Annotated in this window: 10 protein-coding genes and 1 pseudogene; 8 read left to right on the top strand and 3 right to left on the bottom strand. The window is 63.0% G+C overall.

The window, feature by feature from the left end:
* Positions 1-53 precede the first annotated feature (53 nt).
* On the bottom strand, positions 54-5,984 hold the full coding sequence (gene uvrA, locus OYT13_RS00350; RefSeq protein ID WP_261939440.1) for an excinuclease ABC subunit UvrA: 5,931 nt from the start codon (positions 5,982-5,984) through the stop codon (positions 54-56).
* 272 nt (positions 5,985-6,256) lie between these two features.
* Here uvrA and OYT13_RS00345 point away from each other — a divergent pair, with 272 nt between their 5' ends.
* Entirely contained in the window at positions 6,257-7,924 is a 1,668-nt protein-coding gene (locus OYT13_RS00345) for an SH3 domain-containing C40 family peptidase (RefSeq protein WP_268567117.1), read from the top strand.
* A 63-nt stretch (positions 7,925-7,987) separates the two neighbouring features.
* On the opposite strand, the gene OYT13_RS00340 is transcribed toward OYT13_RS00345, so the two are convergent.
* The gene (locus OYT13_RS00340) at positions 7,988-8,647 is read right to left on the bottom strand and encodes a TetR/AcrR family transcriptional regulator (protein ID WP_017233716.1); all 660 of its coding nucleotides are present in this window, start codon (positions 8,645-8,647) and stop codon (positions 7,988-7,990) included.
* 155 nt (positions 8,648-8,802) lie between these two features.
* Between OYT13_RS00340 and OYT13_RS00335 the strand changes: the two genes are divergently transcribed.
* The 4 genes from OYT13_RS00335 to OYT13_RS00320 all read left to right on the top strand — a co-directional run bounded on the left by OYT13_RS00335 (position 8,803) and on the right by OYT13_RS00320 (position 22,194).
* Positions 8,803-10,095, top strand: coding sequence for an NAD(P)/FAD-dependent oxidoreductase (locus OYT13_RS00335; protein ID WP_268567116.1), 1,293 nt, complete (start codon positions 8,803-8,805; stop codon positions 10,093-10,095).
* A 125-nt stretch (positions 10,096-10,220) separates the two neighbouring features.
* Positions 10,221-10,574, top strand: a complete 354-nt coding sequence (locus tag OYT13_RS00330; protein ID WP_174974907.1) for a DUF3331 domain-containing protein — start codon at positions 10,221-10,223, stop codon at positions 10,572-10,574.
* A 601-nt stretch (positions 10,575-11,175) separates the two neighbouring features.
* Positions 11,176-12,942, top strand: a complete 1,767-nt coding sequence (locus OYT13_RS00325; RefSeq protein WP_442796445.1) for a ShlB/FhaC/HecB family hemolysin secretion/activation protein — start codon at positions 11,176-11,178, stop codon at positions 12,940-12,942.
* A 114-nt stretch (positions 12,943-13,056) separates the two neighbouring features.
* The gene (locus tag OYT13_RS00320; protein WP_268567115.1) at positions 13,057-22,194 is read left to right on the top strand and encodes a hemagglutinin repeat-containing protein; all 9,138 of its coding nucleotides are present in this window, start codon (positions 13,057-13,059) and stop codon (positions 22,192-22,194) included.
* A 318-nt stretch (positions 22,195-22,512) separates the two neighbouring features.
* Here OYT13_RS00320 and OYT13_RS00315 read toward each other — a convergent pair.
* Positions 22,513-23,013, bottom strand: a pseudogene (locus tag OYT13_RS00315) (IS30 family transposase); the annotation flags it as partial.
* 167 nt (positions 23,014-23,180) lie between these two features.
* Here OYT13_RS00315 and OYT13_RS00310 point away from each other — a divergent pair.
* The 3 genes from OYT13_RS00310 (at position 23,181) to OYT13_RS00300 (ending at position 26,292) form a co-directional block, all read left to right on the top strand.
* A complete protein-coding gene (locus OYT13_RS00310) occupies positions 23,181-23,468 on the top strand; it encodes a hypothetical protein (RefSeq protein WP_268567114.1) in 288 nt (95 codons plus the stop codon).
* A 190-nt stretch (positions 23,469-23,658) separates the two neighbouring features.
* A complete protein-coding gene (locus tag OYT13_RS00305) occupies positions 23,659-25,089 on the top strand; it encodes an MBOAT family O-acyltransferase (protein ID WP_268567113.1) in 1,431 nt (476 codons plus the stop codon).
* 6 nt (positions 25,090-25,095) lie between these two features.
* Positions 25,096-26,292 (top strand): alginate O-acetyltransferase AlgX-related protein, encoded by a 1,197-nt coding sequence (locus OYT13_RS00300; RefSeq protein WP_268567112.1) that lies wholly within the window; start codon positions 25,096-25,098, stop codon positions 26,290-26,292.
* Positions 26,293-26,478 lie beyond the last annotated feature (186 nt).

Raw genomic sequence — 26,478 nt, 5'->3', positions numbered from 1 at the left:
CCCAGTTGGGATTCCGGATCGCGAGCCCGTGATCGGCGCGCGATGTGGGTCGGCTATTTCGACGTGGCGGCGGCTTCCGATATCGCTGTCGAGGCCCCCGGCGCCACCGTTTGCGCAAGCACTGGCTTGAGTGCGATGCCGGTGTGGCTCGCCGCGACCTGCGTCAGCGCATCGGGTGACGTCGCGGCGACGACCGTCCCGCCGTTCTTGCCGCCCTCCGGGCCCATATCGACGATCCAGTCGGCTTCGGCAATCACATCGAGGTTGTGCTCGATGACGACGACGGTATGCCCGCCATTCACCAGCCGATGGAGCACATGGATCAGACGCGCCACGTCCGCCATGTGAAGGCCGACCGTGGGCTCGTCGAGCACATACAGCGTGTGCGGCGTCTTTTGTCCGCGGCGCGTGACGTCGTCGCGCACCTTGGTCAACTCCGTCACGAGCTTGATGCGCTGCGCCTCGCCCCCCGACAACGTCGGCGACGGTTGTCCCAGCGTGAGATAGCCGAGCCCGACGTCCTGCATCAGTTGCAGCGGATGCGCAATGCTCGGCATCGACGCGAAGAACTCGACGGCTTCGTCCACTTCCATCGTCAGCACGTCGCCGATGCTCTTGCCGCGCCACGTGACGGCCAGCGTCTCGGCGTTGAACCGCTGCCCGTGACAGACGTCGCACAGCACCTTCACGTCGGCGAGAAAGCTCATGCCGATGGTACGCACGCCCTGCCCCTCGCACGCCGGGCAGCGGCCTTCGCCGGTATTGAATGAGAAGCGTGACGCCGCATAACCACGGGCGCGGGCTTCGAGCGTATCGGCAAACAAGCGGCGAATCGTGTCCCAGAAGCCGATATACGTGGCCGGGCACGAGCGCGGTGTCTTGCCGATGGGCGTCTGATCGACTTCGAGCACGCGATCGATGGCCTCCCAGCCGGTCACCGACGCGCAACCGTGCCACGCGTGCACCACAGGACCGCGAGGCTGCGCCGGTGCCGCCGACGTCGCACGCGGCTTACCGTCCGCCTTCACCGCGTGACGCACCGTTCCCTTGCGGGCACGTCGCTCGGCGGGTGACGACAGCACCGAACGCCCCACCGCGTCGAGCAGGTTCGTCATCAGCACGTCGCGGGCGAGCGTCGATTTTCCCGACCCCGACACGCCGGTAATGGCCGTAAGTCGCGCCAACGGCAACGACGCCGTCACGTCCTTCAGATTGTGGAGCGTGGCGCCATGCACCGTCAGCCAATTCGGCGGCACCGCCTCGACGCCGGTCGCAGGCGCAATGACTTCACGGCGTGGATGAATCGGGTGTTGCAACGGTTGCGCCAGGAACTTGCCGGTCAGCGACTCGGGGTGCGAGGCCAGATCGGCGACGCTGCCCTGCGCGACCAGCATGCCGCCACGTTTGCCCGCACCGGGACCGATGTCGATGATGTGATCCGCGCGGCGAATCGTGTCTTCGTCGTGCTCGACCACCACCAGCGTATTGCCCTGATCGCCCAACTTGCGCAACGCGCCGAGCAGAATGCCGTTATCGCGCGGGTGCAGGCCGATGGTCGGCTCGTCGAGCACGTAGCAAACACCCTGCAGATTGCTGCCAAGTTGCGCCGCGAGCCGAATGCGCTGCGACTCGCCGCCCGAGAGCGTCGGCGCCGCGCGATCGAGCGTGAGGTAGCCGAGCCCGACTTCCTCGAGAAATGCCAGACGTCCCTGAATCTCGCTGATCAGATCGCGCGCGATGCTCGCTTCGCGACCGTGCAATTCGAGGCCTTCGATCCACTCGCGCACATCGGTCACGGTCCACTGCGCAACGCCGGAGATCGCGTGCTCGTCGAACGTCACCGCGCGCGCGACGGTATTGAGCCGCGCCCCGTGGCAATCCGGACACGGCTGATCGCCCACGCCCTCCGGCTCCTGCTCCTCCGACGGCAACGAATGCTCGCGCCCCCGGTTGTCCTGATTGAGCACGGTGTCGTCGAACGCTTCGCGCTGCTCGCGCGTGAGCGCCAGGCCCGTGCCCACGCACGTTTGACACCAGCCATGCTTGCTGTTGAACGAAAACATGCGCGGATCGAGATCCGGATAGCTCGTGCCGCACACCGGGCAGGCGCGCTTGACCGAGAACACCTCGATCTGGCCCACGCCTTCGCCCGGTTGCTCGTTGCCCATCGCGTCGCCGAGACCGTCGAGCGGCGCGAGCAGATGCATCACGCCCTTGCCTTGCTCGAGCGCCGCCGCCAGCAGCGTGCGCAGCAAGCCTTCGGTCTCGGGCGTGACGATCACGTCGCCCACCGGCAGTTCGATGGTGTGCTCGCGGAATCGATCGAGCTTTGGCCACGGGTCGACCGGCAGGAACACCCCATCGACACGCAGATGCGAATGCCCGCGCGCCTTGGCCCACTTCGCGAGATCGGTGTAGATCCCCTTGCGGCCCACGACCAGCGGCGCGAGCAGCCCCACATGCTGGCCGCGCCGATCGCGCATCAGTTGCGCGACGATGGAATCGGGGCTTTGCGCCGTAACGGGCGAACCGTCGTGAATGCAGTGTTGAATGCCGAGCTTGACGTACAGCAGACGCAGGAAGTGCCAGACTTCGGTCGTGGTCGCCACCGTACTCTTGCGTCCGCCGCGCGAGAGGCGCTGCTCGATGGCGACCGTCGGTGGGATGCCATACACCGCATCCACTTCCGGGCGCCCCGCCGGTTGCACGATGGATCGCGCATAGGCGTTGAGCGATTCGAGATAACGGCGTTGCCCTTCGTTGAAGAGGATGTCGAAGGCCAGCGTCGACTTGCCCGACCCCGAGACACCCGTGATCACACTGAACTTGCCGCGCGGAATGGCGACGTCGAGCGCTTTCAGGTTGTGCTCGCGGGCGTTGACGATACGAATGTCATTGCCGCCGGCCGGCTTGCGCTGCGCGCGTGCCGCACGCAAGGCCGTTTGCAGCGGCATACCCGGATCAGCGACGGCATCGGCCGCCGCCGCTGACCGGCCGGGCGCCACGATATTACGTTCATAGTCGGCCAGGGCGCGCCCGGTGTGCGACCCCTCGCACGCCACCACCTGCGCGAGCGTACCCGCGCACAGCACTTCACCGCCGCCCTCGCCGCCTTCCGGCCCAAGGTCGATGATCCAGTCGGCCGCGCGCACCACATCGAGATTGTGTTCGATGACGAGCAGCGAATTGCCGCCGTCGAGCAGCTTGGCGAACGCGCGCATGAGCTTGGCGATGTCGTCGAAATGCAGCCCTGTTGTCGGTTCGTCGAAAATGAAGAGCCGACCGCGATGCGCTACCTTCTGTCCGCTCGCCGTCTTCTTCTGCGCCGCTTCCGCCAGGAAACCCGCAAGCTTCAGGCGCTGGGCTTCGCCGCCGGAGAGCGTGGGCACCGGCTGACCGAGCTTGACGTATTCGAGACCCACGTCGACGATCGGCTGCAAGACGCGCAACACTTCGCGATCCGACGAGAACAACTTCACCGCCTCGTTGACGGTCAACTCGAGCACGTCCGACACGCTCAGCTCGCGCATCGCTTCACCGGGCACGGCGCGCTGAATCTTCACGTCGAGCACTTCGGCGCGATAGCGCTTGCCATCGCAATCGGGGCAACGCAGATACACGTCGCTCAGGAACTGCATCTCCACGTGTTCGAAGCCCGAGCCGCCGCATGTCGGGCAGCGCCCGTTGCCGGAATTGAAGCTGAAGGTACTGGCGTTGTAGCCCCGTTGCAGCGCCGCTGGCACGGCTGCGAACAGTTTGCGAATCTCGTCGAACGCGCCGACATAGCTCGCCGGGTTCGAGCGTGCCGTCTTGCCGATCGGCGACTGATCGACGAACACCACGCCCGACAATTGTTCGGCGCCGATGAGTTCGTCGTGGGCCCCCGGGGCTTCGGTCGGGTCGCCGAAGTGGCGCGCGAGTGCCGGGTTGAGGACGTCCTGCACCAGCGTCGATTTGCCGGATCCGGACACGCCGGTCACGCACACGAGCCGCCCAAGCGGAATCTCGACACTGACCTGCTTGAGGTTGTGTTCGCGCACGCCGGTGAGCGTGAGGCGCGGCGTCGCGGCGTCGACCGGGCGCGCGCGCCAGTTCGACGCGTTCGCCACGTGCTTGCGTCCGCCCAGGTAGCTGCCGGTCAGCGTATCGGCATGGCGCACTTCCTCTGGCGTGCCGTCGAAGACGATCTGGCCGCCGCGCTCCCCGGGTCCCGGCCCCATGTCGATCACGCGGTCGGCGGCCAGCATCACCGCCGGATCGTGCTCGACCACCACCAGCGTATTGCCCGCGTCACGCAGGCGATGCATGGCGGCGACGATGCGGTCCATGTCGCGCGGATGCAGGCCGATACTCGGCTCGTCGAGCACAAATAGCGTATTGACGAGCGACGTGCCGAGCGCCGTCGTCAGATTGATACGCTGCACTTCGCCGCCCGAGAGCGTGCGGCTCTGACGGTCGAGCGTGAGGTAGCCGATGCCCACGTCGCACAGATACTTCAGCCGCGTGCCGACCTCTTCCTGCAACAGCTTGAGGGCGTCGTCGAGCAGGCTCGACGGCAACGTGAGCGAATCGAAGAACTGACGCACACGCGAAATCGGCATGAGCATCAGGTCGTGCATGGTGAGGCCGGGCAGCGCTTCGAGCGACTCGCGCGACCACGCCACGCCACGCGGCATGACGCGCTGGGCGGGCGGCAAAACCGCGTCGGCGTTCTCCTTCGAGCCGAGCCGCCAGAGCAAACCCTCCGTCTTCAGGCGAGCACCGCCGCAGGTTTCGCACGTGGTGTAGCTGCGGTACTTCGAGAGCAGCACGCGAATGTGCATCTTGTACGCCTTCGACTCCAGATAGCCGAAGAAGCGGCGGATGCCATACCACTGCTTGTTCCACTCGCCTTTCCAGTCGGAATCGCCTTCAATGACCCACTCGCGATGCTCGGGCGAGAGTTTCGACCAGGGCGTGTCGCGCGGAATGCTCGCCTTGCCCGCGTATTCGAGCAGGTCGCCCTGAATTTCTTTCCACGCCGGCGTCTGAATGGTCTTGATCGCGCCGCCGCGCAGCGTCTTGCGCTCGTCCGGGATCACCAGACCGAGGTCGACACCGATCACGCGGCCGAACCCGCGACAGGCTTCGCAGGCGCCATAGGCCGAGTTGAACGAGAAGAGCGCCGGTTGCGGATCGGCGTAGTGCAGGTCGCTGTCGGGGCAGTGCAGATCCTGCGAATAGCGCCAGATGTCGGGCTCACCTTCGTCGGCCAGCACGTAGACATTCACACGGCCGCGCCCGCGCTTGAGCGACGCCTCGATGGCTTCCATCGCGCGCGCCTTCTCGGTGTTCTGCAGGCGGAAGCGGTCCGCGACGACATCGAGCACCTTGCGCGCGCCGTCTGCCGATGCGACTTCGCGTTCGGCCTGCACGCGCGTGTAGCCCGATGCCGAGAGCCATTGTTCGACCTCGTCGGCCGTGACACTGCCCGGCAACTCGACGGGGAACGTAACGACCAGACGCGGATCGCCGGGCGCGGTGCGCGCCATCAGGTCAGCGTAGATCGTCTCGGGGGTGTCGTGTCGCACCGGCTGTGCCGTCTCGCGATCGAACAGCGCCGCCGCGCGGGCGAACAGCAGCTTGAGGTGGTCGTTGAGTTCGGTCATCGTGCCGACCGTCGAGCGCGAGCTGCGCACGGGGTTGGTCTGATCGATGGCGATGGCCGGCGGCACGCCTTCCACGTGATCGACCTGCGGACGATCCATGCGGTCGAGGAACTGGCGGGCGTAGGCACTGAAGGTTTCGACGTAGCGGCGCTGGCCTTCGGCAAACAGCGTGTCGAAGACCAGGCTCGACTTGCCGGAACCGGACGGGCCGGTCACGACGGTCATTTCACCGGTCTGGAGATCGACGTCGAGATTCTTGAGGTTGTGCTGGCGGGCACCACGAATACGAATGGCGTGGTTGGACGACGGGTCGGGTTTCGGGGATGAGGTATCCACTGGATCAGGGCCGCTTGGTTGACAATGAACAGCGTGACGTCTGACAGCGCGCGTGCGCGCCTCGGGGGAACTACTGTATCAGGCCGATGCGACAGTCGCTGACAGCATCCACGCGTCGCTCGGCTTGACGTGATTGTACTGTATATTTGTACAGCATTCACACCACCCCCGAAGGCACGGCAGCGCCTCGTTGCATGCCTCGCCGCGCGCTTCAATTTCACGCCTGTGTCGATGGAGTAGCATGACGACATCCGGACTCTCTTTCGCATAACATGGGTGCCCTCCTTGCGGCGCGCGGCGTGATCGTGCGTGCCACGTCTTCCGTCGCGCATGTCATGCACATCACGCGGCGCAACGCCTCGAACGCCCCGCGGCGCCCCGTTACCCGCCTTGCCGGCCTCACGTCGCTGCTGCCGCTCGTCGTGCTCGCGGCGTGCGCAGGCGCACCGCAACCGCCCACGGCGTCTCAGTCGGCGGCGGCTGGCACGGCAACGCACTACAACGTCGGCCGCTTCCCCATCGAGCATTACGATCAGAACGTCGATCACTGGATCCGGCCCGATGCGCCCGACTACGATCGGCCGCTGCTCTCCGCGCAGGAGCAAACGCGTCGGTTCGAGGCCTTCCGCGCGCGCTACTTCGGCATCTCGCCGCGCGACCCATCGCCGTGGAACGGTACGTGGCTGTCGACATCGCTGCTCAACGCCGCCGGTGCGCAGCAGATCGCGGATTCGCAAGCGCGGCGCGCCAGACGTTTCGATAACGGCGTGCCCGGCGTTGCCAAGACCTATGGCGAGAACTTCCATGCGCACACGTCGGCGTGGATCCGCGCCATCGAAACCAACATGGCGCTGGCGCAACTCGACGCCGATCAGGCCGGTGGGCAATACGATCCGCGCCGTCGCGGCATCACTGTCGATAACGCGCTGGTACGACAGCTCCCCACGCACGACCCGGCCTTCTACGATTTTCATCAGGCGGGCGAAGGCTATCCGTTCGATGCCCTGCAGGACTCCGCGCTGCGTCCCGGCACGCCGGTCTACACGCTCGCCCGCAGCGCCGACGGTGCGTGGCTGCTCGTCTATTCGCCGGATCTGATCGGCTGGGTCGATGCCCGCACCGTGGCCTCGGTCGACGAGCATTTCATCGCCACGTGGCGTGACGCGGCACAGCGCCGCCTCGGCGCCATCGTGCGCGCCGACGTGGCCTTGGCCGACACGCCGCCCGGCGCGACCGCGCCCATCTACCGAACGTTTGCACCGATCGGCACCGTGCTGCCTGTGATGTTGCGCGACGGGCAACAGATCGCGATGTTCCCCGTGGCCGATCATCGGCGTCAGGCACACATTCGCACGACCGCGCTCGACGCCTCGACGCTGGTGCCGATGCCATGGACAATCACGCCGCGTCATATGGCGCAGGTGATGAAGCAACTGATCGGGCGTCCGTACGGGTGGGGCAACACGCTGTTCTACAACGACTGCTCGGCAGAAACGCGCAGTCTCTTCGCTCCGTTCGGCGTGTGGCTGCCGCGCCATTCGTCGGATCAGTTACGGGCGGGCGTACGCACCGACCTGCGCGCCGCCGATATCGACACAAGGTTGCGCACGCTGGCCGAGCGCGGCCGGCCGCTGATGACGCTCATCCATATCAATGGCCACATCATGCTGTACCTGGGCAATGCGCAGCGCGACGGCGAAAGCGTGCCGATGACCTATCAGAACGTGTGGGGCTTGTCGCCGGCGGATAACAGTCGTCGCAATGTCATCGGTGGCTCGGTGATCCTGCCGTTGCTCAAAACTTACCCGGAAGATCCCGAGGCTCGCTCGCTCGCGGGCAAGTCGCTGTTTGAGATCAGCGTGATCGGCAGCGAGACCTCGGCAAACGGGGACGCCACGCGCGTACCGAGCACGGATACTCCGGAGGAGATGCCACAGTAAAACGCTCGCCGGCGCGGTGCCGCAAAGCCTATAAGACGCTTGCGCACCGCCTGCGCCGGCGGATCACTGCCGAATCAGCGCCATCGCGCAGTCGAGCACGGTGCGCTTGAGATCGGCCATGCCTTCGGGCGGCAGGAACGGTCCCATCATGTGGCGATACGACACTGTCTTGCTGATGGCCGACGTCAGCATGAAAAACATCACGTCGGCGTCCTGCCCCGGGCGCTTCTGCGCTTCGAGCCAGTCGGCCACGAGCGGCACCATCGCGTCGCGATACGGGCGCACCAGTCGCTGCATGATGATGTCGAGCCGCTCGCCTTCCTCGGTCGCGGCCGTCGAGAAGAACATACCGATGTCCGGATTCTCGAATACGACTTCCACGAACCCCCGTACCGCCTGCTCGATACGCTCGGCAGGTTCCAGCGGCGCGTGCCGCAGCGCCAGCGTCTGCTCGATCATCGAGCGCGTGAGCGTCGCGATCTGATCGACGACCGCGATCCACAGGGCCTCCTTCGAGCCGAAGTGGTGCGAGATCAGGGCGGCGTCGACCCCGGACGCCTCCGCGATCTGCCGCACGCTGCTCGCATAGAAACCGCGCTGCGCAAAGATACGCCGCGCGTTAAGCAACAACGCGTCGGCCCCATGCGAGCAGTTGCACGTGGGACGCCCACGTGTGCGTTTGCGGGGCGGTTCAGCTTGCGAGACGGCTTTGTTCGGAGTCATGGAGCAATGGGTGGGTCGAGTTCGCGACAGCAATGCGCCAAGTCTACCCGACCCTAACGCCTCTGCCTGCCCAGGCAATTGCCATTTGACACGCCGGGGCCACGCTCGCTATTATGCGCTTATTCATCACTTGTTGAATTTGGCATTTCCCCCAAATGTCTCGTGCAAACCGAATCGTGATTGTCGGTGGCGGTATCGCCGGCCTGAAGCTGGCAACGCGGCTGGGCCGCACGCTCGGGCTTGCCGGCACGACGCATGTGACGCTGGTCGACAGTCACCCCACCCATCTTTGGAAGCCGATGCTGCATACCGTGGCGGCAGGCACGCGCGATGTCACGCATACACAAGTGACATATCTCGCCCATGCGTGCGGCAATGGCTTTACGTATCAGGCGGGGCGCATGTGCGGGCTGGATAGAACGCGCCGGGAGGTTGTGCTTGGGGAGATGGACGCGCCCGACGGCTCGCGATTGTTGGGCGAGCGTCGTGTGCCATACGACGCGCTCGTGCTGGCGCTCGGCTCGCAGGCCGACGATGCGTGTCTGCCCGGTGTGCGCGACGTCTGCCATTTCATCGACAGTCAGCCGCAGGCCGAGGCATTTCAAGCGGCATTGCGATGTGAAGCGCTGCGCAGCGCCGTGAACGACGACGCGCTGCGTGTCGTGATCGCCGGTGGCGGCGCCACGGGCGTGGAACTCGCGGCGGAGCTGAGCCGCACGTTCGCGCTGGCGGCCGGCTATGGCGATCCGCGCATTGGCGAGCGGCTGAAGCTCACGCTCGTCGAGCGTGGTCCGCGTGTGCTCGGGGCGTTTCCGCCGGAGGTGTCCGAGTCGACGCAGGCGGGGCTCGAGCGCCTGGGCTTTCGCGTGCTGACGGACACCCGCATCGTGTGCGCCGACCGCGACGGTTTCTATCGTGACGACGGCCAGTTGATTCCTGGCGACCTGCTCGTGTGGGCGGCGGGCGTGAAAGCGCCGGACGTCTTGCAGGGCATTGGCGGGCTCTTGACCAACGATGCCAACCAGATCGTGGTGCGTCCAACGTTGCAGACGGCACAAGACGAGCGAATCTTTGCGCTGGGCGACTGTGCGTCGCTCGTGCCCGCGAAGGGCGAGTGCCCGTTGCCGCCAACGGCCCAGGTCGCCACGCAGCAGGCGGCGCATCTGGGCCGACATCTTGGCGCGTGGTTTGAGGGACGCGCGATTCCGCCGTTCGTCTATCGCGATCCTGGCGCGTCGGTCTCGCTTTCCGGCTACAACGCGTTTGGCGCCCTTGGGCGATTCGGCTTTTTCAAGGGTGGCATCGTGCGCGGACGCTTCGCGCAATGGAGCCACGCCATGTTGTATCGGCGCCATCAGCATGCGCTGCACGGGTTCGCCCGCGCGACGGTGCTGTTGGGCGCGGAAAAACTCGGCGGCCTTCGCGGGCCGCGCACCCGGCTGGCCTGACCATGCGAAGCGACCGAACTCACTGCCCCAAACGAAGCGGTACCCACCGCGATGCCTGCACATCCCCGACGTCCGCGACGTCACGGACTTCGCGCACGTCGCGCGCCGCGCCGCGCGATCAAGGCGTGTGGCAACACACCGTGGCGATGCTCGATGCCGAACCGGTCGTGTGCCGGCCCGTCATTCCCTACACGCGCCGCGCGCCCATCGTGCGTGTGCTGGAGATCTCCAGCGAACTGACGATCACCGTGTCGTGGAACGACGCCATGGGCGGCAACTACGGTGCACAGATCTGGCGAATTCGCCGGGCGAATCATCCTGGTGTTTGCGCGTTGACGGGCGAGACGATCGACGTGGGCGACTTCGTCTATCGGCCGCTGTTCGGCGATGTGCCGCCGCTCAATGTCGACGCGATGATATTGGCCGAGCCCATTCGTGCCATGCGCGAATCCAGCAGCCGGGAACTCGAACCGGCATAACACCGCGACTGACAACCCCGTATGGATCGGCCGCCGGGGTATTTGGTGCGAAGTCCGCGCGCGCCTCAAACACGGTGCGCGCACACGCCACGAGCCCGACACTCGATCCTTGATTCGTCGCGGTCGACAATCTTCCTGTCCCGTTGAACGACGCTCCGCACTCAGCGGAGCTTCGCCGCCCGGCGAAGCGCACAACGCCGTTCGCCCCCCGTTCGGCGCGTCCTCCCCTCATTCCGCCCTTCGTCAACCGAACGCCGCTACCACCGCCGCCTTTCGGGCGACATTGACGACCGACGCGTTCTGACGTCGCGCCCGACGCATCCAGACTCGAAAATTCCCGACCAGAACAAGAAGTCTGTTTTTGACTTAACCATTAGTCTTGCTAACGTTTTTCGTTGAACCACCGCCGCACTACCGCGGTGAAGTCCAACGTCTCAATGCCCCCTCGTCACGTTCAGTGACATCCCACTCCGGCATCGCCGTTATCTCCCCACGCTGCGTAGATCGATTGCGCGTTGGCGCGAGTGGCTGCCGTTGATGACGATCCACACGTCGACCGTAATTCGCTCAATCCGCACTTTGAAATCGCCGCAAAGCCCTGATGCCGATCACCAAAACGAAAGCCGTGCTGCTGGCCTGTTCGCTGTTCGCGATGGCGGCGCAGGCGCAGCAAACGTCCGCACCCACCCCCGCCGACACGGCGGCCGCCGCCCGAACAGGCGTCGAGCAAGACCAGTTGATCCAACAACAGCGAGAGGCACAACAACGCGAGGCAGCGGTCAGCGCGCCATCGGTACGCTCAACACGTGACGATGCACCTGCCTGGCCTGCGCTACCCAACGAGACCCCATGCTTTCGGGTCGACACATTCGTCTTTGAAATCCCGACGACATCGCAAGAGACCCTCGGGGCAACCGCTGCCGAGACGCAGTCGCTGGGCCGATTTACGTTCGCCCGGGACTGGGTCGGGCGCTATGCCGGCGCCTGCATAGGCAAGCAGGGATTGGACGCGCTTGTCAAAGGCCTGCAAAAGGTCGTCTTAAGTCGCGGCTACCTCACGACGCGCGTGCTACTGCCTGAACAGGACCTCGCGAGCGGTACGCTCCGATTCGCGTTGATCCCCGGCGTCATCCGTCAAGTGCGCTTTGCCGATCCAGCGCTGCGGGGCACGTGGAAGAGCGCCTTCCCGACGCGTGACGGCGAGTTGCTGGATCTGCGTGATCTCGAGCAGGGTCTCGAGCAGATGAAGCGCGTGTCGAATCAGGACGTCTCGATGCAAATCGTGCCGGCGGATCTGCCGGGCCAGAGCGACGTTGTGCTCGATGTAAGGCGCACCAAACCCTGGACCGTCGTGGCGTCTGTGGACAACGCCGGGTCACGCGCAACGGGTCAACTGCAAGGCAGCCTCTCGGCCGGTGTGTACAACCCGCTCGGCCTGAACGACATCTTCAATGTCGGGGTTTCACAGGATCTGCTGTTCAAAGACCACGATCTGGGCTCGCGTGGCTGGCATGGGAGCTACGCGATTCCGTGGGGCTACTGGAGCGCAACGCTCGCGGCCTACACCAGCCGCTACTACCAGCGAATTGCGGGCGTCAACGAGACGTTCATCGCAAGCGGCAACTCGAAGACGCTCGACGCCACGCTCAGCCGCGTGCTCTCCCGCAGCCAGAACCACGTGTTTGGCACCCAGCTCCGGCTGTCGCGCCAGTTCGGTCAAAGTTTCATTGAAGACATCGAGATCACACAACAGCGACGTAACAACACGCTCGTCGAGTGGGGCCTGACGGATCGGCACTATTTCGGTGCCGCGCAACTCGATGCGGCGCTTGCGTACCGGCAAGGAATCGGCGCGCTCGGTGCGCAGGATGACCTTCTCGCGGCCTCGGGAGGCCCGACTTACCGCTATCGCATGGCCGTGCTCGACGCGAACCTCGCCGTCGGCTTTGCCGTGGCGCAGCAGCCGATTCGCTACGTGACGACCTTCCACGGCCAATACACCGGCAACACGCTTTACTACATCGACAACCTTTCCATCGGCAGCCGCTACACCGTGCGGGGCTTCGACGGCGAGACGATGCTCTCGGCCGCGCGCGGATTCTATTGGCGCAACGAGCTTCAGGTGCCGCTCGGTCAGACCGGACAGTCCGTGTACGCGGGACTCGATTACGGCCGGGTCTGGGGACCGCAACCCGTCGCGCAAGACGGCACACAGCTCGTCGGCGCCGTCATCGGTCTCAAAGGGAGCGTTGCCACCCGCTTTGGCGGCTACGGCTACGACGTGTTCCTGGGCACACCGATCTACAAGCCATCCGGTTTTCCCACAGCGCAAGTCACGGTCGGATTTCAACTGACCGCCCAACTTTGAGGCTTCCAGCGCATCGGGGTGGCAAGCCGATCCGCATCGCGATGACGGTATCCGCATTCCATGACCGCCTGGCGGATCCCCGCCGCGGCATTTCTCTTCAGGTCGTTCACGAAAATGAATAAGAACCTTTTCCGATTGGCGTACAGCCGGCCACGGGGCATGCTGGTGGCGGTAGCTGAAACGGTCAGCGCGGGCGCTCAGGCGGATGCCCGTCAGACACGACGCCTCGGTTCGGCCCGACAGGTTTCGCGGCGCCTCTCGTGCGTCTCGCTTTTCTCGATGCGATGCGTGGCCTTCGTCACCCTCGTGACATTGGGGGCAGTCCCCGCGCGGGTGCTGGCGCAAGTGACGGGCGCGGGTGAGCGAGCTCCTTCCGTTGTGCAGACCCCGAACGGTCTCCCGCAAATCAACATCAACACGCCCAGCGCGGCGGGCGTGTCGCAGAACACCTATTCCCAGTTCGACGTGCCGCGCGGCGGCGCGATCCTGAACAACGCGTCCGTGATGACGCAGACGCAGCAGGCCGGGATGATCAACGGCAACCCGAACCTTGGCCCGGGCCAATCCGCGAGGATTATTCTGAATCAGGTCAACAGCACCGCACCGAGCCAGTTCAGAGGCTACCTGGAGGTCGCAGGCAGCCGGGCCGAAGTCATCGTGGCAAACGGGTCGGGGATCGTGGTCGATGGCGGCGGCTTCATCAACACCACGCGCGGCATTCTTACGACCGGCACACCGATCCTCGATGCCAACGGCGGGCTGCGCGGCTTTCAGGTGACGGGTGGCAGCATTGCCGTTCAGGGCGCGGGGCTGAACGCGAGCAACGTTGACCAAGTCGATCTGATCGCCCGCGCGGTGCAGGCCAATGCCGCGATCTACGGCAATGCATTGAACGTCATCACCGGCACGAACCAGGTCGATCACGACACGCTTTCGGCGAGCGCCATCAGCAGCACTGGCGCCTCCCCGGGGGTCTCGATCGACGTCAGCGCACTCGGCGGCATGTACGCCAACCGCATCATGCTGGTGGGGACGGAGAAGGGCGTCGGTGTGTCGAACGCGGGCGAGATCGCCGCGCAAGCCGGCGACCTCACGCTTACCAGTGCGGGACAGCTTGTGCAGTCCGGCAAGCTGAACGCGAGCGGCAACGTCGGCATCGACGTGGGCAGCGTTGCCAACAGCGGCACGATCTACGCAAAACAGAGCACGAGCCTCCGCGCGTCGGACATCGTCACGAACGACGGGACGCTGGCGGCGCAACGAGATCTGTCTGTCATGGCGAGCCGCCTGACATCGACCGGTACGCTGGGCGCCGGCGTGAACGGCGACGGTTCGGTCGGCAGCGGCGGCGACCTGTCGGTAGCGGCATCGGCACAGCTCGACGTGAGCGGCCTTGGCGTGGCGGGCGGCAACGCGATGTTCACGGGCGGCGGGCTCAATCTCGCGGGCAGCGAAACGTCCACAAACGGTGACCTGACGTTGATAGCCAGCATAGGCGACCTGAACCTCGCTGGCGCGACCACGCGCGCAGCGGGGCAAGTGACGGCTCAGGTCGCGGGAGCGCTGATCAACGATTACGGCACGCTCGCGGGGGCTCAAGGCGTGACGCTCAACGCGGCCTGGCTCTCCAATGCGGCGGGCAAGATTGCGTCACAAGCCATGCTCATTGCGCGGACCTCGGGGCAATTGACGAACCTGGGCGGCGAAATCGTCTCTGCAGGCACCATGCAATTGCGTGGCGGCGCCATCGCAAACGACCGCGGCACCCTGCAGAGCGGCGCTGCGCTGTCCCTTGTGGGAGATTCGCTGGACAATACGGCGGGCCGCATCACCTCCCTGAATGGCGATGGTCTGACGGTCACGGTCACGGGTGCGCTCACGAACACGATCGGCACGACCGCCACCGGTTCGCAGGGGTGCGTAATCGGCGGCAATGGTGCTGTCACGCTCATGGCGGGAAGCGTTGTGAACCAAGGCAGGGTGAGTGGGCAGACGGACCTGCAAGTCGGCACCGGGTCGCTCGATAACAGCGATGGCACGCTGCAAGCGGCGGGGAATACGACGATCGACGCCGGCACGCAACTGACCAACCACCGCGGCAATATCGTCGCCGGTCAGGCCGCGACGGTGAGTGCCGCGACACTCGACAACAGTGCTGGGACTCTGCAGGCGACACAACTGTCGCTGGGTGCCACCAATCTCGTCAATCACGCGGGCACGATCACGCAGACGGGTACCGGGTCGATGCGCGTCGCCGTCCTGGGCTTGCTTGACAATTCGGCGGGCGGCACGCTGCAGACGAATAGCGTGGATCTCACGTTGGCGCCGTCCATGCTCGATAACCACGGCGGCACGATCACGCACGCGGGCGCCGGCGCGCTCACGGTGAATGCCGGTAACGGAACCGGCACGATCTCGAATGCGGGCGGCAAGATCACCAGCAACGGGCAGGTCGTCGCGCGGGCGAGGAGCCTGGACAACGCAGCGGGTCTGATCATGGGGCAGACCGGGCTTACGGCGACGCTTGGCGGCGCGGTCGATAACGCAAACGGCAAGCTGCTGTCGAACACCGACCTGACGCTCACGAGCGACACGCTGGCGAACGATGGCGGCGAGATTGGCGCAGGCACGAACGAGACGATCCGCACCGGTTCACTGACAAACAAGGGCGGCGCCATCGTGGCGCCGAACCTGAGCTTGACGACGAACGCCACGCTGAACAACAGCGGCGGCAACGTGAAGGCGAATCAGTTGGCGTTTTCCGCGACCCACCTTCTGAATCACGGGGGAACGATCACGCATTACGGTGCCTCGCCGATGACCATCGACGTCAGGCATACGCTCGACAACTCGGCGGGCGGCACGATCCAGAGTCACGCCCAGGATCTGACGCTTGCGCCTACCCTTCTCAACAACAGCGGTGGCAAGATCCTTGCGTCCGGCACGGGACGGCTGACGATCGCGCCGGGCAACGGTGCGGGGACGCTGCTGAACGCAGGCGGCGAAATCATTGCGGGTGGGCAACTGGCGCTGAACGTCGGCAGCCTGAACAACTTGGCGGGCATGCTTGCCGCACGGGGCAACGCCACGGCGAAAGTGTCGGGTGACGTGAACAACACGCAAGGGGTCGTGCGCTCGCTCGCCTCCCTGTCCGTCATCGGCGGTGGTGCTCTCGACAATACGAACGGCCGGATCCAGTCGGGAGCCGACGGCGACGACAGCAAGCTCGCGGTGCAGGTCGCGTCCATCGACAACACTCGCGGTCTCATCGGCAATCTCGGCACGGGCGACGCGACGATTCGGGGCGGCACGCGGGTCGTCAACGGCGCCGGCGCGATCACGGGCAATGGTCGTGTGGCCCTCAGGGCCTCGACAATCTCGAACACGTTGGGCGGACAACTGAGCGGCGCGACCGTCTCGATCGATGCCGACACGCTCGATAACACGGGCGGCGGCATCGGCAACTTGTCCGGTTCGCGCGGAGACGTGGCCATCAAGACGGCGGGTGCGCTCACGAATACCAGCGGCCAGATCGGTGCGACGAACGACCTGAACGTGACGGCGGCAACGCTTGCGGGCGGCGGCGCCTACGGTGCGGCCCACGATGTAGCGGTGAACGTCGAGGGCGACTTCGCGATGACGCCGACGTTGAAGCTGGCTGCGGGGCACGAACTTGCGATTACGCTGTCCGGCACGTTCACGAACGACACACGGGTCGAAGCGGTCGAGAACCTAAACATCACGGCGGGGGATATCGCCAACAGCGGCGCGATGATGGCTGGCGGGACACTTACGACGCACTCGAACACGCTGCAAAACACGGGCACCCTGGTGGGCGGCGACGTATCGCTCAATGCGACATCGCGACTATCGAACGTCGGTCCAACGGCGCTCATTGGCGCGACAAACAGCGAAGGGACGCTGGAACTGCTGGCGCCGATCATCGAGAACCGCGACGACATGACGGCCACCGATACGCAGGCGACCGCCGCCATTTATGGTCTTGGCCGCGTTGTCCTCGCCGGGGGCAAGGACGCGAGCGGCAACTACACCCAGGCAAAGCTGATCCGCAACCAATCGGCCCTGATCCAGTCCGCACGCGATATGGCGCTGCACGCCAATCAGGTCACGAATACGCGGCGACAGATGCAGACGTCGGGATTCACGTCGTCAGTCTCGGCGGATCTTCTCGCCAGTCTTGGCATCAGCCTGAGCGGACGTACCGGGAAAATCAATACGCGAGATCCCAACGCTATTGGTGGTGTGTACGTCGAACCGCCGCACGGGGGGGAATGGAACAGCGACTACATCTACACGAGTTACACGGGCGCAGCCGTGGCCAATACGGTGACATCGATTAGCCCGCAAGCGCAGATCGTGTCCGGCGCGGACTTGAATGCTTCGTCGGTGGGCCTGTTCCAGAACTACTGGAGCGCGGTGTCGGCCGCAGGCGCGATCGCGGCACCGCTGACGCTCGACCAGAATAGCTGGCAAGGCCAGGTCGCTCCTGCCGTACGCGTCAGGTACTCGGGGCAGTACCACTACAACAATTACGACAATAGCAAGCACGACTGGCAATTGCCGTTCGGCGATGCTCGCTTCGTGACGATGCGTCCCGGCGGCTTCACGCAGGTGGCACCTGCAGATACTCGAACCTACGCTCTGCCCGCCTACGAATCGACCTTTGTTGCAGGCGGCACGCTGTCGGGGACGGGAGTGAGCATCGACAATACGGCTGGTAATGCAGGCGTGATGCCGCTCGGCCTTGCGGCCGGCCAGTCGGTGACCGGCGTGAACATCAGCGCGTTGGACGGCAAGGCGAGCGGTACGAGGGCGGTCACAACGTCCGTTCAGGGCAACAGGGTGCAGATCGATGCGGTCATCGCGCGGGCCACGGCGGTAAGCGTGATTGCCAACCTGACAATCCCGCAAGGGGGGTTGTTCCGGCCAGCCACCGCGCCGGACGCGACATACCTGATCGAGTCAAACCCTGCCTTTACGAACGTCAAGACGTTCCTGTCGAGTGACTACTACCTTCAGCAGATTGGGATAAATCCGCAAACGACCGCAAAGCGTCTGGGAGATGGCATGTACGAGCAGCAGCTTGTGCGAAACCAGATCACGGCGCTCACCGGCAAGGCAGTGCTCGGTCCCTACGGCGATACACAGGCGATGTATGAAGCGATGATGAACTCGGGCGCAGCCCTTGCGAAGTCGCTGAACCTGTCGTTAGGCATGAGCCTGTCTGCCGAGCAAGTCGCGGCACTCACCCGTCATGTAGTCATCATGCAAACGCAAATCGTCGATGGACAAGCCGTGCTGGTGCCGGTGGTCTATCTTGCGCAGACGGAACAGCAACAGATGAGCGGACCGCTGATCGCGGCGAACGACATCGACCTGAAGCAGGCGCAGACGTTCACCAACAGCGGTACGGTGCAGGCGACCCGCGCGCTCACCATCGATGCTACGTCCATCGACAATGCATTTGGTGGGTTGCGAAGCGACGGAGTGATGTCGCTGACGACAAAGGGCGATGTCGACTTGAGTTCGGCCACAGTGAACACCGGAAGTCTGACACTCAGCGCCGGGGGCGACCTGCTGCTGAGCACGATCACGAGCCAGGTCAGTCAGGTGAGCACCACGGGTGCCACGCGCGTCTCGACGACGCTCGGTCCCATCGCAAGTGTGACGGTAAGGGGCGATGCCGCGATCGTGACAGGTGGCAATGTCGAGCAGAACGCAGGCACGCTGAACGTGGGCGGAAACCTCGGCATGGCCATTGGCGGCAACTGGGAACTTGGCACGGTACAGACCGGCGAGCGGAAGGTCGTCGAGCGTGCGAACGGTGTATCGGATACCAACTTCAACGCGGCGACGGGGAGCGCTGTCACGGTGGGAGGCGTATCGCAGATAGGCGTGGGAGGTAATCTGACGGCCACGGGAGCGGCCCTCAACCTGAACGGAGGTGGCGCGCTGGCGGCGAAGGGCGATGTGACGTTGCGAGCGGCAGTGACGACCTCAACGTTACAAAGCAACAGCGCGGATAGCGACAGTAGCGGTAGTTACTCGGAATCGAAGCGGCAATCTGACGACGCGGTGATCGGCACAACCTTGCAAAGCGGCGACAGTCTCACGATTGCCTCAGGCAAGAATATCAACCTGGCGGGCAGCGGCATAACACTCGCCCAGGGCGCGGCAACGCTGGCGGCAGCCGGTGACATCAACATCGGTGAAATCACCGAGACGCACGAATTTCAAAGCCGGCACGACGGTAGTCGCAGTGGAGTGGTGAGCGGAAAAAGCACAACGAGTACGCTGGACATGAAAGCCACCCAAGCCAACGGCAGCCTGATTTCGGCGGACACCGTGGCGATCGCTGCGGGCAAAGATTTGAGCGTTCGGGGGAGCACGATTGTCGGAAACAAGGATGTCGTCCTACAGGCGGGTCACGATTTACGGATCGATTCGACGCAGAGCGTTAGCGAGACCCGTTCATTCCACGAGGAGACGAGCACGGGTCTGGGTTCGTCAGGTGGTGTAGGGATTTCGTACGGCACTAATGAGCAGAAGGACTGGGCCAACGACAGCAGCGTGACCCAAACGGGTAGCCTTATCGGCAGCGTTAGCGGTAACGTCAGTATGGCGGCCGGCAATGACTTGCTGGTTCGTGGCAGCGAAATCGTCGCGGGTGGGAACATAACGGGCATCGGGCAAAACGTCACCGTCGAATCCGCGCTCAATCGTGAGCATCACGACGAAACGCACGAGATGAAGAGCTCTGGCTTCACGTTGGCGGTTAAGTCGCCGGTGATCGACGCGATACAGAACGTTGCTGGGCAGGTGCGCGCGGCGGCGGATTCCGGCGGCGATACGCGTGTTTCGGCGTTGCGCGGTTACGCTGCGGCCAGTGGCGCCGTCGGCGCGCTTGGCGAAGGGAAGGGAGCGCTCGATGCGCTCGCCAGCGGTGCCAAACCGGAAGCCAAGATCGAGTTGAGCTGGGGGACGTCGAGCAGCAAGTCGACCTCGTCGTCCGACAGCGCGCAGAATATTTCGAGCAACATCAAGGCGGGAGGCACGGCGGCGTTCATTGCGACCGGGGATGCGGCGTCGGGGAAAGGCAACGTCAACATCATCGGCTCGAACATCGATGCGAAGGACGTTCTCCTGCAAGCCAACAATCAGGTCAACCTGAGTCACAGCACCGACACCGAGTCGTCGCGCAGCGAGAACGAGTCGAAGAGCGGCAGCGTAGGCGTGTCTTACGGAACGAGCGGATGGGGCGTATCGGCGTCGCTCTCGAAGTCGAACGGCGATGCCAACTCGGATTCCAAATTCCAGAACAACACCCACATCAACGCGAACCAGACGGCGGTGATCGCGAGCGGCGGCGACACGAATATCGTCGGCGCAAACGTGAATGCCGACAAGGTGATTGCGCGCGTAGGCGGCGATCTGAACATCGCCAGCGTGCAGGATACGAGCGAGAGTTCCGCACATCAGCAGAGCATGGGCGGTGGGCTAAGCGTCAGTATGGGGGGCGCATCCGGCAGCCTCAGTTTCTCCCGTGGAAATGCGAGCGGCAACTATGCGGGCGTGGAGGAGCAATCCGGAATCCAGGCGGGCGGCGGTGGGTTTGACGTCGGCGTGATGGGTAACACCGATCTGAAGGGTGCCTACATTGCGAGCACAGCCGATCCGTCAAAGAATCAACTGACGACAGCCACGTTGACGTTCTCCGACATTGAGAACCATTCGGAATACAGCGCCAATAGTTTTGGTGTCGGTGGTGGCGCTACCGTTGGGAATGGCGGTGCGAACGAGCGTACGACGGGCAATAGCTCCGGCAAGAACACAGGTGGGATTTCTCCGATGTTGCCGCAAATGGAGAGCGGAAGCGAGCGTGCGACAACGCGCACCGGCGTAAGCGAAGGCACGATCACGCTGACCGACGAGGCGAAGCAGACGCAGGATCTGGCGAGTTTGAATCGCGATACTTCTGACTTGAATGGGACGGTAACTCGCACACCGGATTTACAGGATCTGCTCAACGACCAGTCACGTCTGATGCAAGCGGCGACGGCAGCGGGTGAGGCCGTCGCGCGCGACATCGGAACTTATGCGGATAGGAAAGCCGATGAGGCGCGAAAGCTGGCGGAGAAGACCAACGATCCCGCGTTGAAGGCTCAGTACTTACAGGAAGCGAAAGACTGGTCCGAAGGCGGCGACTACCGCGCAACGATGCACGCGGCAGGTGGGGCGATCGTGGCGGGTCTCGGGGGCGGCAATGCGCTGGGTGGTGCGTTGGGTGCGGGGCTGACGTCAAAGCTTGGTCCGGTGCTAAACAAGCTGAGTGACGAGATTAAGAATGCCAGTCCGACGGGCAACGCCGATATCGATCGGGCATTGGGTCAGATTGTGGCGACGGGCGTAGGTACTGCGGTAGGTGCGGTGGCGGGCGGAACCTCGGGGGCGTTTACTGGGTTCAATGCGGATCGGTTCAATCGGCAGTTGCATCCGGATGAGCGGACCTTGGCGAAGCACATTGCAGCAAAAAGCAACGGCCGCTATACGCAGGAACAGGTCGAAGACCAGATGAGAATTATGGGCGTCTCTCAAACGGACGGGAGATCGGTGCCGGCAGGCGTGGCTGAGGAACTAAATGGACGCACGCCGACAGATCCGGGCGCACGATGGATTAACACAGGATTGACCAACGCCAACGGAAATCCGTTGATAGTTGAGTCATTGCAGGAGCCGAATCAGGAGTTGCAGGGGTTAATTATGGCGAACTACGACTCAGCCGCCCCAGGGCACGTGCCGAGTAACTTCACATACGCGCCGACGCCAGCTAAGACGGACGTCCGAGGTACTGTGGCCAATATGGCGAGCGGCGTCTCAACTGCAGCAGGCCGGTTTGGAGCAGCCACTGCGGCTGGAGCGTCCATACCTTCGCCTTTTGCACCGGGATTGGCCACAGCATCTTACGTTGCAACCGCGACGGGCATGGCGGCGGACGCGGTGGTACAGATAGCGAAGCCGGACGTTGGTCAATATTGGGTTTCTAGCGGAGTCGGGATTGCGGTTAGCGCGGCGTCGGAAAGGTTTCCAGGTTTTGGGCCTGCGATCAACGAGGCTGCGAACGCTATAAACACCAGTAGTGCGTCACAGTCCACGCAGGATCTCATCAATAAATACTGGAGCAAGGCAATTAAAAGTGTGAATGGATCCGAAAAGAAAGATGAAAAAAATTAAGATTTTTGAGGAAGGGAACTTCACACGATGGTTCAGGCTATGCCTGATCGCGGCCGGATTTAGCATTATGTATTACACGTTCAAGTTTATTGAGCCATCAATTTGGAGCGGGGCCTTGCTACTCGTCGGTTTGGGCATAGCCGCAGTGGGAGGGATGACAAGTCGTGCAGCGCTACTAAGAATCAAGCCGTTCGACAGCAGCAACAAGAAAGCACGCGACAGCTACAAGTCGAAGGACGACGAAGAGAATCAGTCGAAGTAGACGCGGCGAACCCGGCCAGCGCCGGGTTCGCCGCTTGTGGAGGGAGGTCTCAAGAGTCAAGTGCAACGTTGGGCTAATCCAGCCTTTTCCAATTCCTTGGCCATTGCTTCCTCGGGCGTGTCCCAGTCGAGCGTCTGACGCGGCCGTCCATTGAGCAATTTGGCAATGTCGTTGAGTTGTGTCTGGCTGACGCTCGAGAAATCTATGCCCTTTGGCAAGAACTGGCGCAGCAAGCCGTTGCTGTTCTCATTGCTGCCACGCTGCCAGGGCGCGTGCGGATCGGCAAACCAGATATCGAGATTCAATCGCTTGGACAGTTCGACATGACAAGTCATTTCCGTGCCCTGATCGTACGTGAGGCTCTCGCGCAGAAACGCCGGCAGCTTCTTCATCTGGCGCGTGAAGGCCTCCAATGCGTCCAGGGCCGTGCAGCCGTCCATACGGCACAGCACCACGAAGCGCGTCTTGCGCTCCACCAGCGTGCCCACGCAAGAACGATTGAAAGCGCCTTTGATGAGTTCGCCCTCCCGATGCCCAGGCCACTGTCGCAGTTCGATCTGAATCAACTGACGACAGCCACGTTGACGTTCTCCGACATTGAGAACCATTCGGAATGCAGCGCCAACACTTTTGGTGCCGGTGGCGGGGCACCCTTGGTAATGGCGGCGCGAACGAGCGTACGACGGGCAATCGCTCCGGCAAGAACGCAGGTGGGATTTCTCCGATGTTGCCGCAAATGGAGAGCGGTAGCGAGCGGGCCACGACGCGCACGGGCGTAAGCGAAGGCACGATCACGCTGACCGACGAGGCGAATCAGACGCAGACATTGGCGAGTGTGAATCGCGATACTACCGACTTGAATGAAACGGTAACTCGCACACCTGATCTACAGGATCTGCTCAACGACCCGTCGCGCCTGATGCAAGCAGCAACGGCAGCGGGTGAAGCCGTCGCGCGCGACATCGGAACTTATGCGGATGAGAAAGCAAATGAGGCGCGAGAGCTAAGGTAATACTCCCGTTTTCCTCGGCCCGGTACAGCGCCGACCGCTCCCTCCCCAGATCAATCGCCAAGTTTACTTCGCGCTACTGCGACGATTTCCGGTGCCGCAACGGCAGTCATTACAACAACCCCCGAATGTGCATCGAAGTGTCGTTAAGCACGGGCATTCGGACCAGACAATAGATTCAGAGGATTTCCCCGTGGTATTCAGCAGTATCGCCTTCTTGGGACTATTTCTCCCAATGACATTGGCCGCGTACTTTTTGACCCCGCGCGCGTGGCGCAACCTGACGCTCGCGCTGGCCAGCATCGTTTTCTATGCCTGGGGCGAACCTCGCTTCTTGATCTTGATGATGGTGTCCATCGGCATCAACTTCCGCTTGGCCATCAGCATCGATCGAGCGAAAAAACGTCTCCGGATGGTGGGAATTGGCGTCGGCATCAACCTCTTCATTCTCGGGGCATTCAAGTACGCAGGCTTCATTGTTGAAAACTTGAATGGGATCTTGACGCCTTTGGGCGTCGATCCGCTGGAGCTGCGGCCGCTGCCTCTGCCGATTGGCATTTCGTTCTACACGTTCCACGCGATTTCGTATCTTGTCGACATATACCGGAAAAACGCGCAACCGAACCGAAGTATCGTCAATTACTGTCTCTATATCACGTTGTTCCCGCAACTGGTCGCGGGTCCGATCATCCGATACAAAGACATTCAGTCACAACTTCGAGCGCGCATCGCTACTCTCGATGACGCGTCGGCCGGCGCGCTTCGCTTCACCATGGGCCTCGCAAAGAAGGTGCTTATCGCCAATCAGTTGGCGATCGTGGCCGACGCCGGCTTTAGCGTACCCTCCGGCGAACTGTCAGCATCTGTAGCGTGGTTCTCCCTCCTGTGCTACACGCTGCAGATCTACTTTGATTTCTCCGGCTATTCGGATATGGCCATCGGGCTCGCGCGCATGTTCGGGTTCCGGTTCCCAGAGAACTTCAACTATCCCTACGCCGCGACGTCGATGCAGGATTTCTGGCGCCGCTGGCATATCTCTCTGTCGACATGGTTTCGTGACTACGTGTACATCCCACTCGGCGGCAACAAGGACGGTACGAGCCGAACCCTTCGGAATCTCTGGATCGTATTCCTTCTGACTGGGTTTTGGCATGGTGCAACCTGGAATTTCCTGCTTTGGGGTGCGGCGCATGGCGCCCTGCTTACTCTCGAAAAGTTGGTTCCGTCGAACGTAGTGTCGAGATCTGCCACGTGGCGATATGCTCGCCACGGCTACCTCGTCCTGGCCGTCATGCTGACGTGGGTGCTTTTCAGAGGCGACAGCATAGACCGCGCGCTGAGCTATTTCGGGGCACTCGCCGGCATATCCACGCCGACAGATCCGTCGGTAACCGTCAAGACCCTGTTCTCTGGCCATCTCGGATGGCTCATACCTGCCGCCATCGTGTTGGCGGCTGGCTTCTACCCTTGGGCACTCGAACGCCTCACCTCGGTACGTGCCTGGTTAGTGTCGCGCAACATCGACGGTGTCGTCGCGGCCGCGTTTGTCACACCCGCTCTCGTCCTCGCGACGATGTCGATCGCACTTGGGCAGTACAACCCGTTCATCTATTTCCGCTTCTGACCCGTCATGCTTGAAAACGTCGAAATTCAACCTCGGGCGAAACGACCTCTGACCTGGCTGAGGAAGCTAAATAGGGTGGCGGTGCCTTTGGCATTCTTTTCGCTGATCGCGCTGCCGATCGCATGGTTCGGCCGCGCGAGCTTCGCGCCCTCGCCTCTTCATGAAAACCGGGTGCTAGAGCCATTCCCTGATCTCTCGATACGCTCTTTGCAAAGTCTCGAACGTTGGTTCAGCGATCGCTTTGGCATGCGCGATGCACTCGTGTATTACGGCTCACGGTTGCAAATCGCGCGGACCGGGTCGCCGACAAATCAGGATGTCGTCGTTGGCCCCAATAAGTGGCTCTTTTTCGATCAATACTACGTCCCTGGCCAACCACACTTTGCCGATGTGCGAGGCAAGGACCCGCTCTCTCGAGGCCAGTTGCGCGCGATCGTGGAGAATCTTGGGGTCACGCAAAACGCGCTCTCGGCGTGCGGGATCCCCTTCTATTTCATCGTCGCCCCCGACAAGCAGTACGTCTACCCCGAACAGTTGGGGATTCATGTGAATCCCAACGGCACGACCCAACTTGATCAACTGCTCGACTATTTCAAGGTGGAACTCCCCGGACTTCGGGTGGTTGACCTTCGTCCTGCCCTGAACGATGCGAAACGTAACACTCCGTACGAGATGTACACGCGTACGGATACGCATTGGAATTCGCTGGGCGCTTTTTATGCCTACCAAGCCCTGGCCAAACGGTTTATCCGCGACGGAATCATTATCTCGGCACCAGCAGCTTCGTTGAACGCCTGGACCGTTACCCAGTCTTCATTCGATCAAGGTGACATCGCAGTATCCCTGCTGTCCCTGCCCGGATACTTCGAGGACTTCAACACCCACTTCGAAAAGCGTTCTCCTCGTCTCGCGCAATGGGTGGATGCGCCGGCAGATGCTCCTCAAAGTGGCGACAGCGCATTCTCTACCAACGCAAATGGGCACGGCCGACTGCTCCTCTACAAAGACTCGTTCAGTGGCGAGCTGCTGCCATTTGTCGCCGAGGACTTCGCTGCCACATGGTCGTATCTCGGTCGTGATTTGGACGGCAATGAGATTCGACGGCGAAAGCCGACAGTAGTCGCGTTACAGATTGTCCAGCGAAATATCAAGATGCTCCGTAATAGCCCACCGAAGAACATGACCGGACTCTGTGAGGACTGAGTCATCAACTTCTCCGATGACGCACAACTCCCGTTGGCACCGCTTGGCGAGCCCCATTCGGTTACAACCATTACACCGGTTACGTTCGTTACATCGTCGTGCCGCGAGTACGCGTCAATTTGCGATTACGCTTCGGGCATTGATCACCGCGCTTTACCATGACGCCGAATCGGCACGCGGTACCGT

The organism is Pandoraea sp. XJJ-1 (genome assembly GCF_026802345.1).
Taxonomy (GTDB): domain Bacteria; phylum Pseudomonadota; class Gammaproteobacteria; order Burkholderiales; family Burkholderiaceae; genus Pandoraea; species Pandoraea cepalis.
The sequence above is the reverse complement of the archived record's forward strand: the minus strand, read 5'-3'. Positions and strand labels throughout refer to the sequence as shown.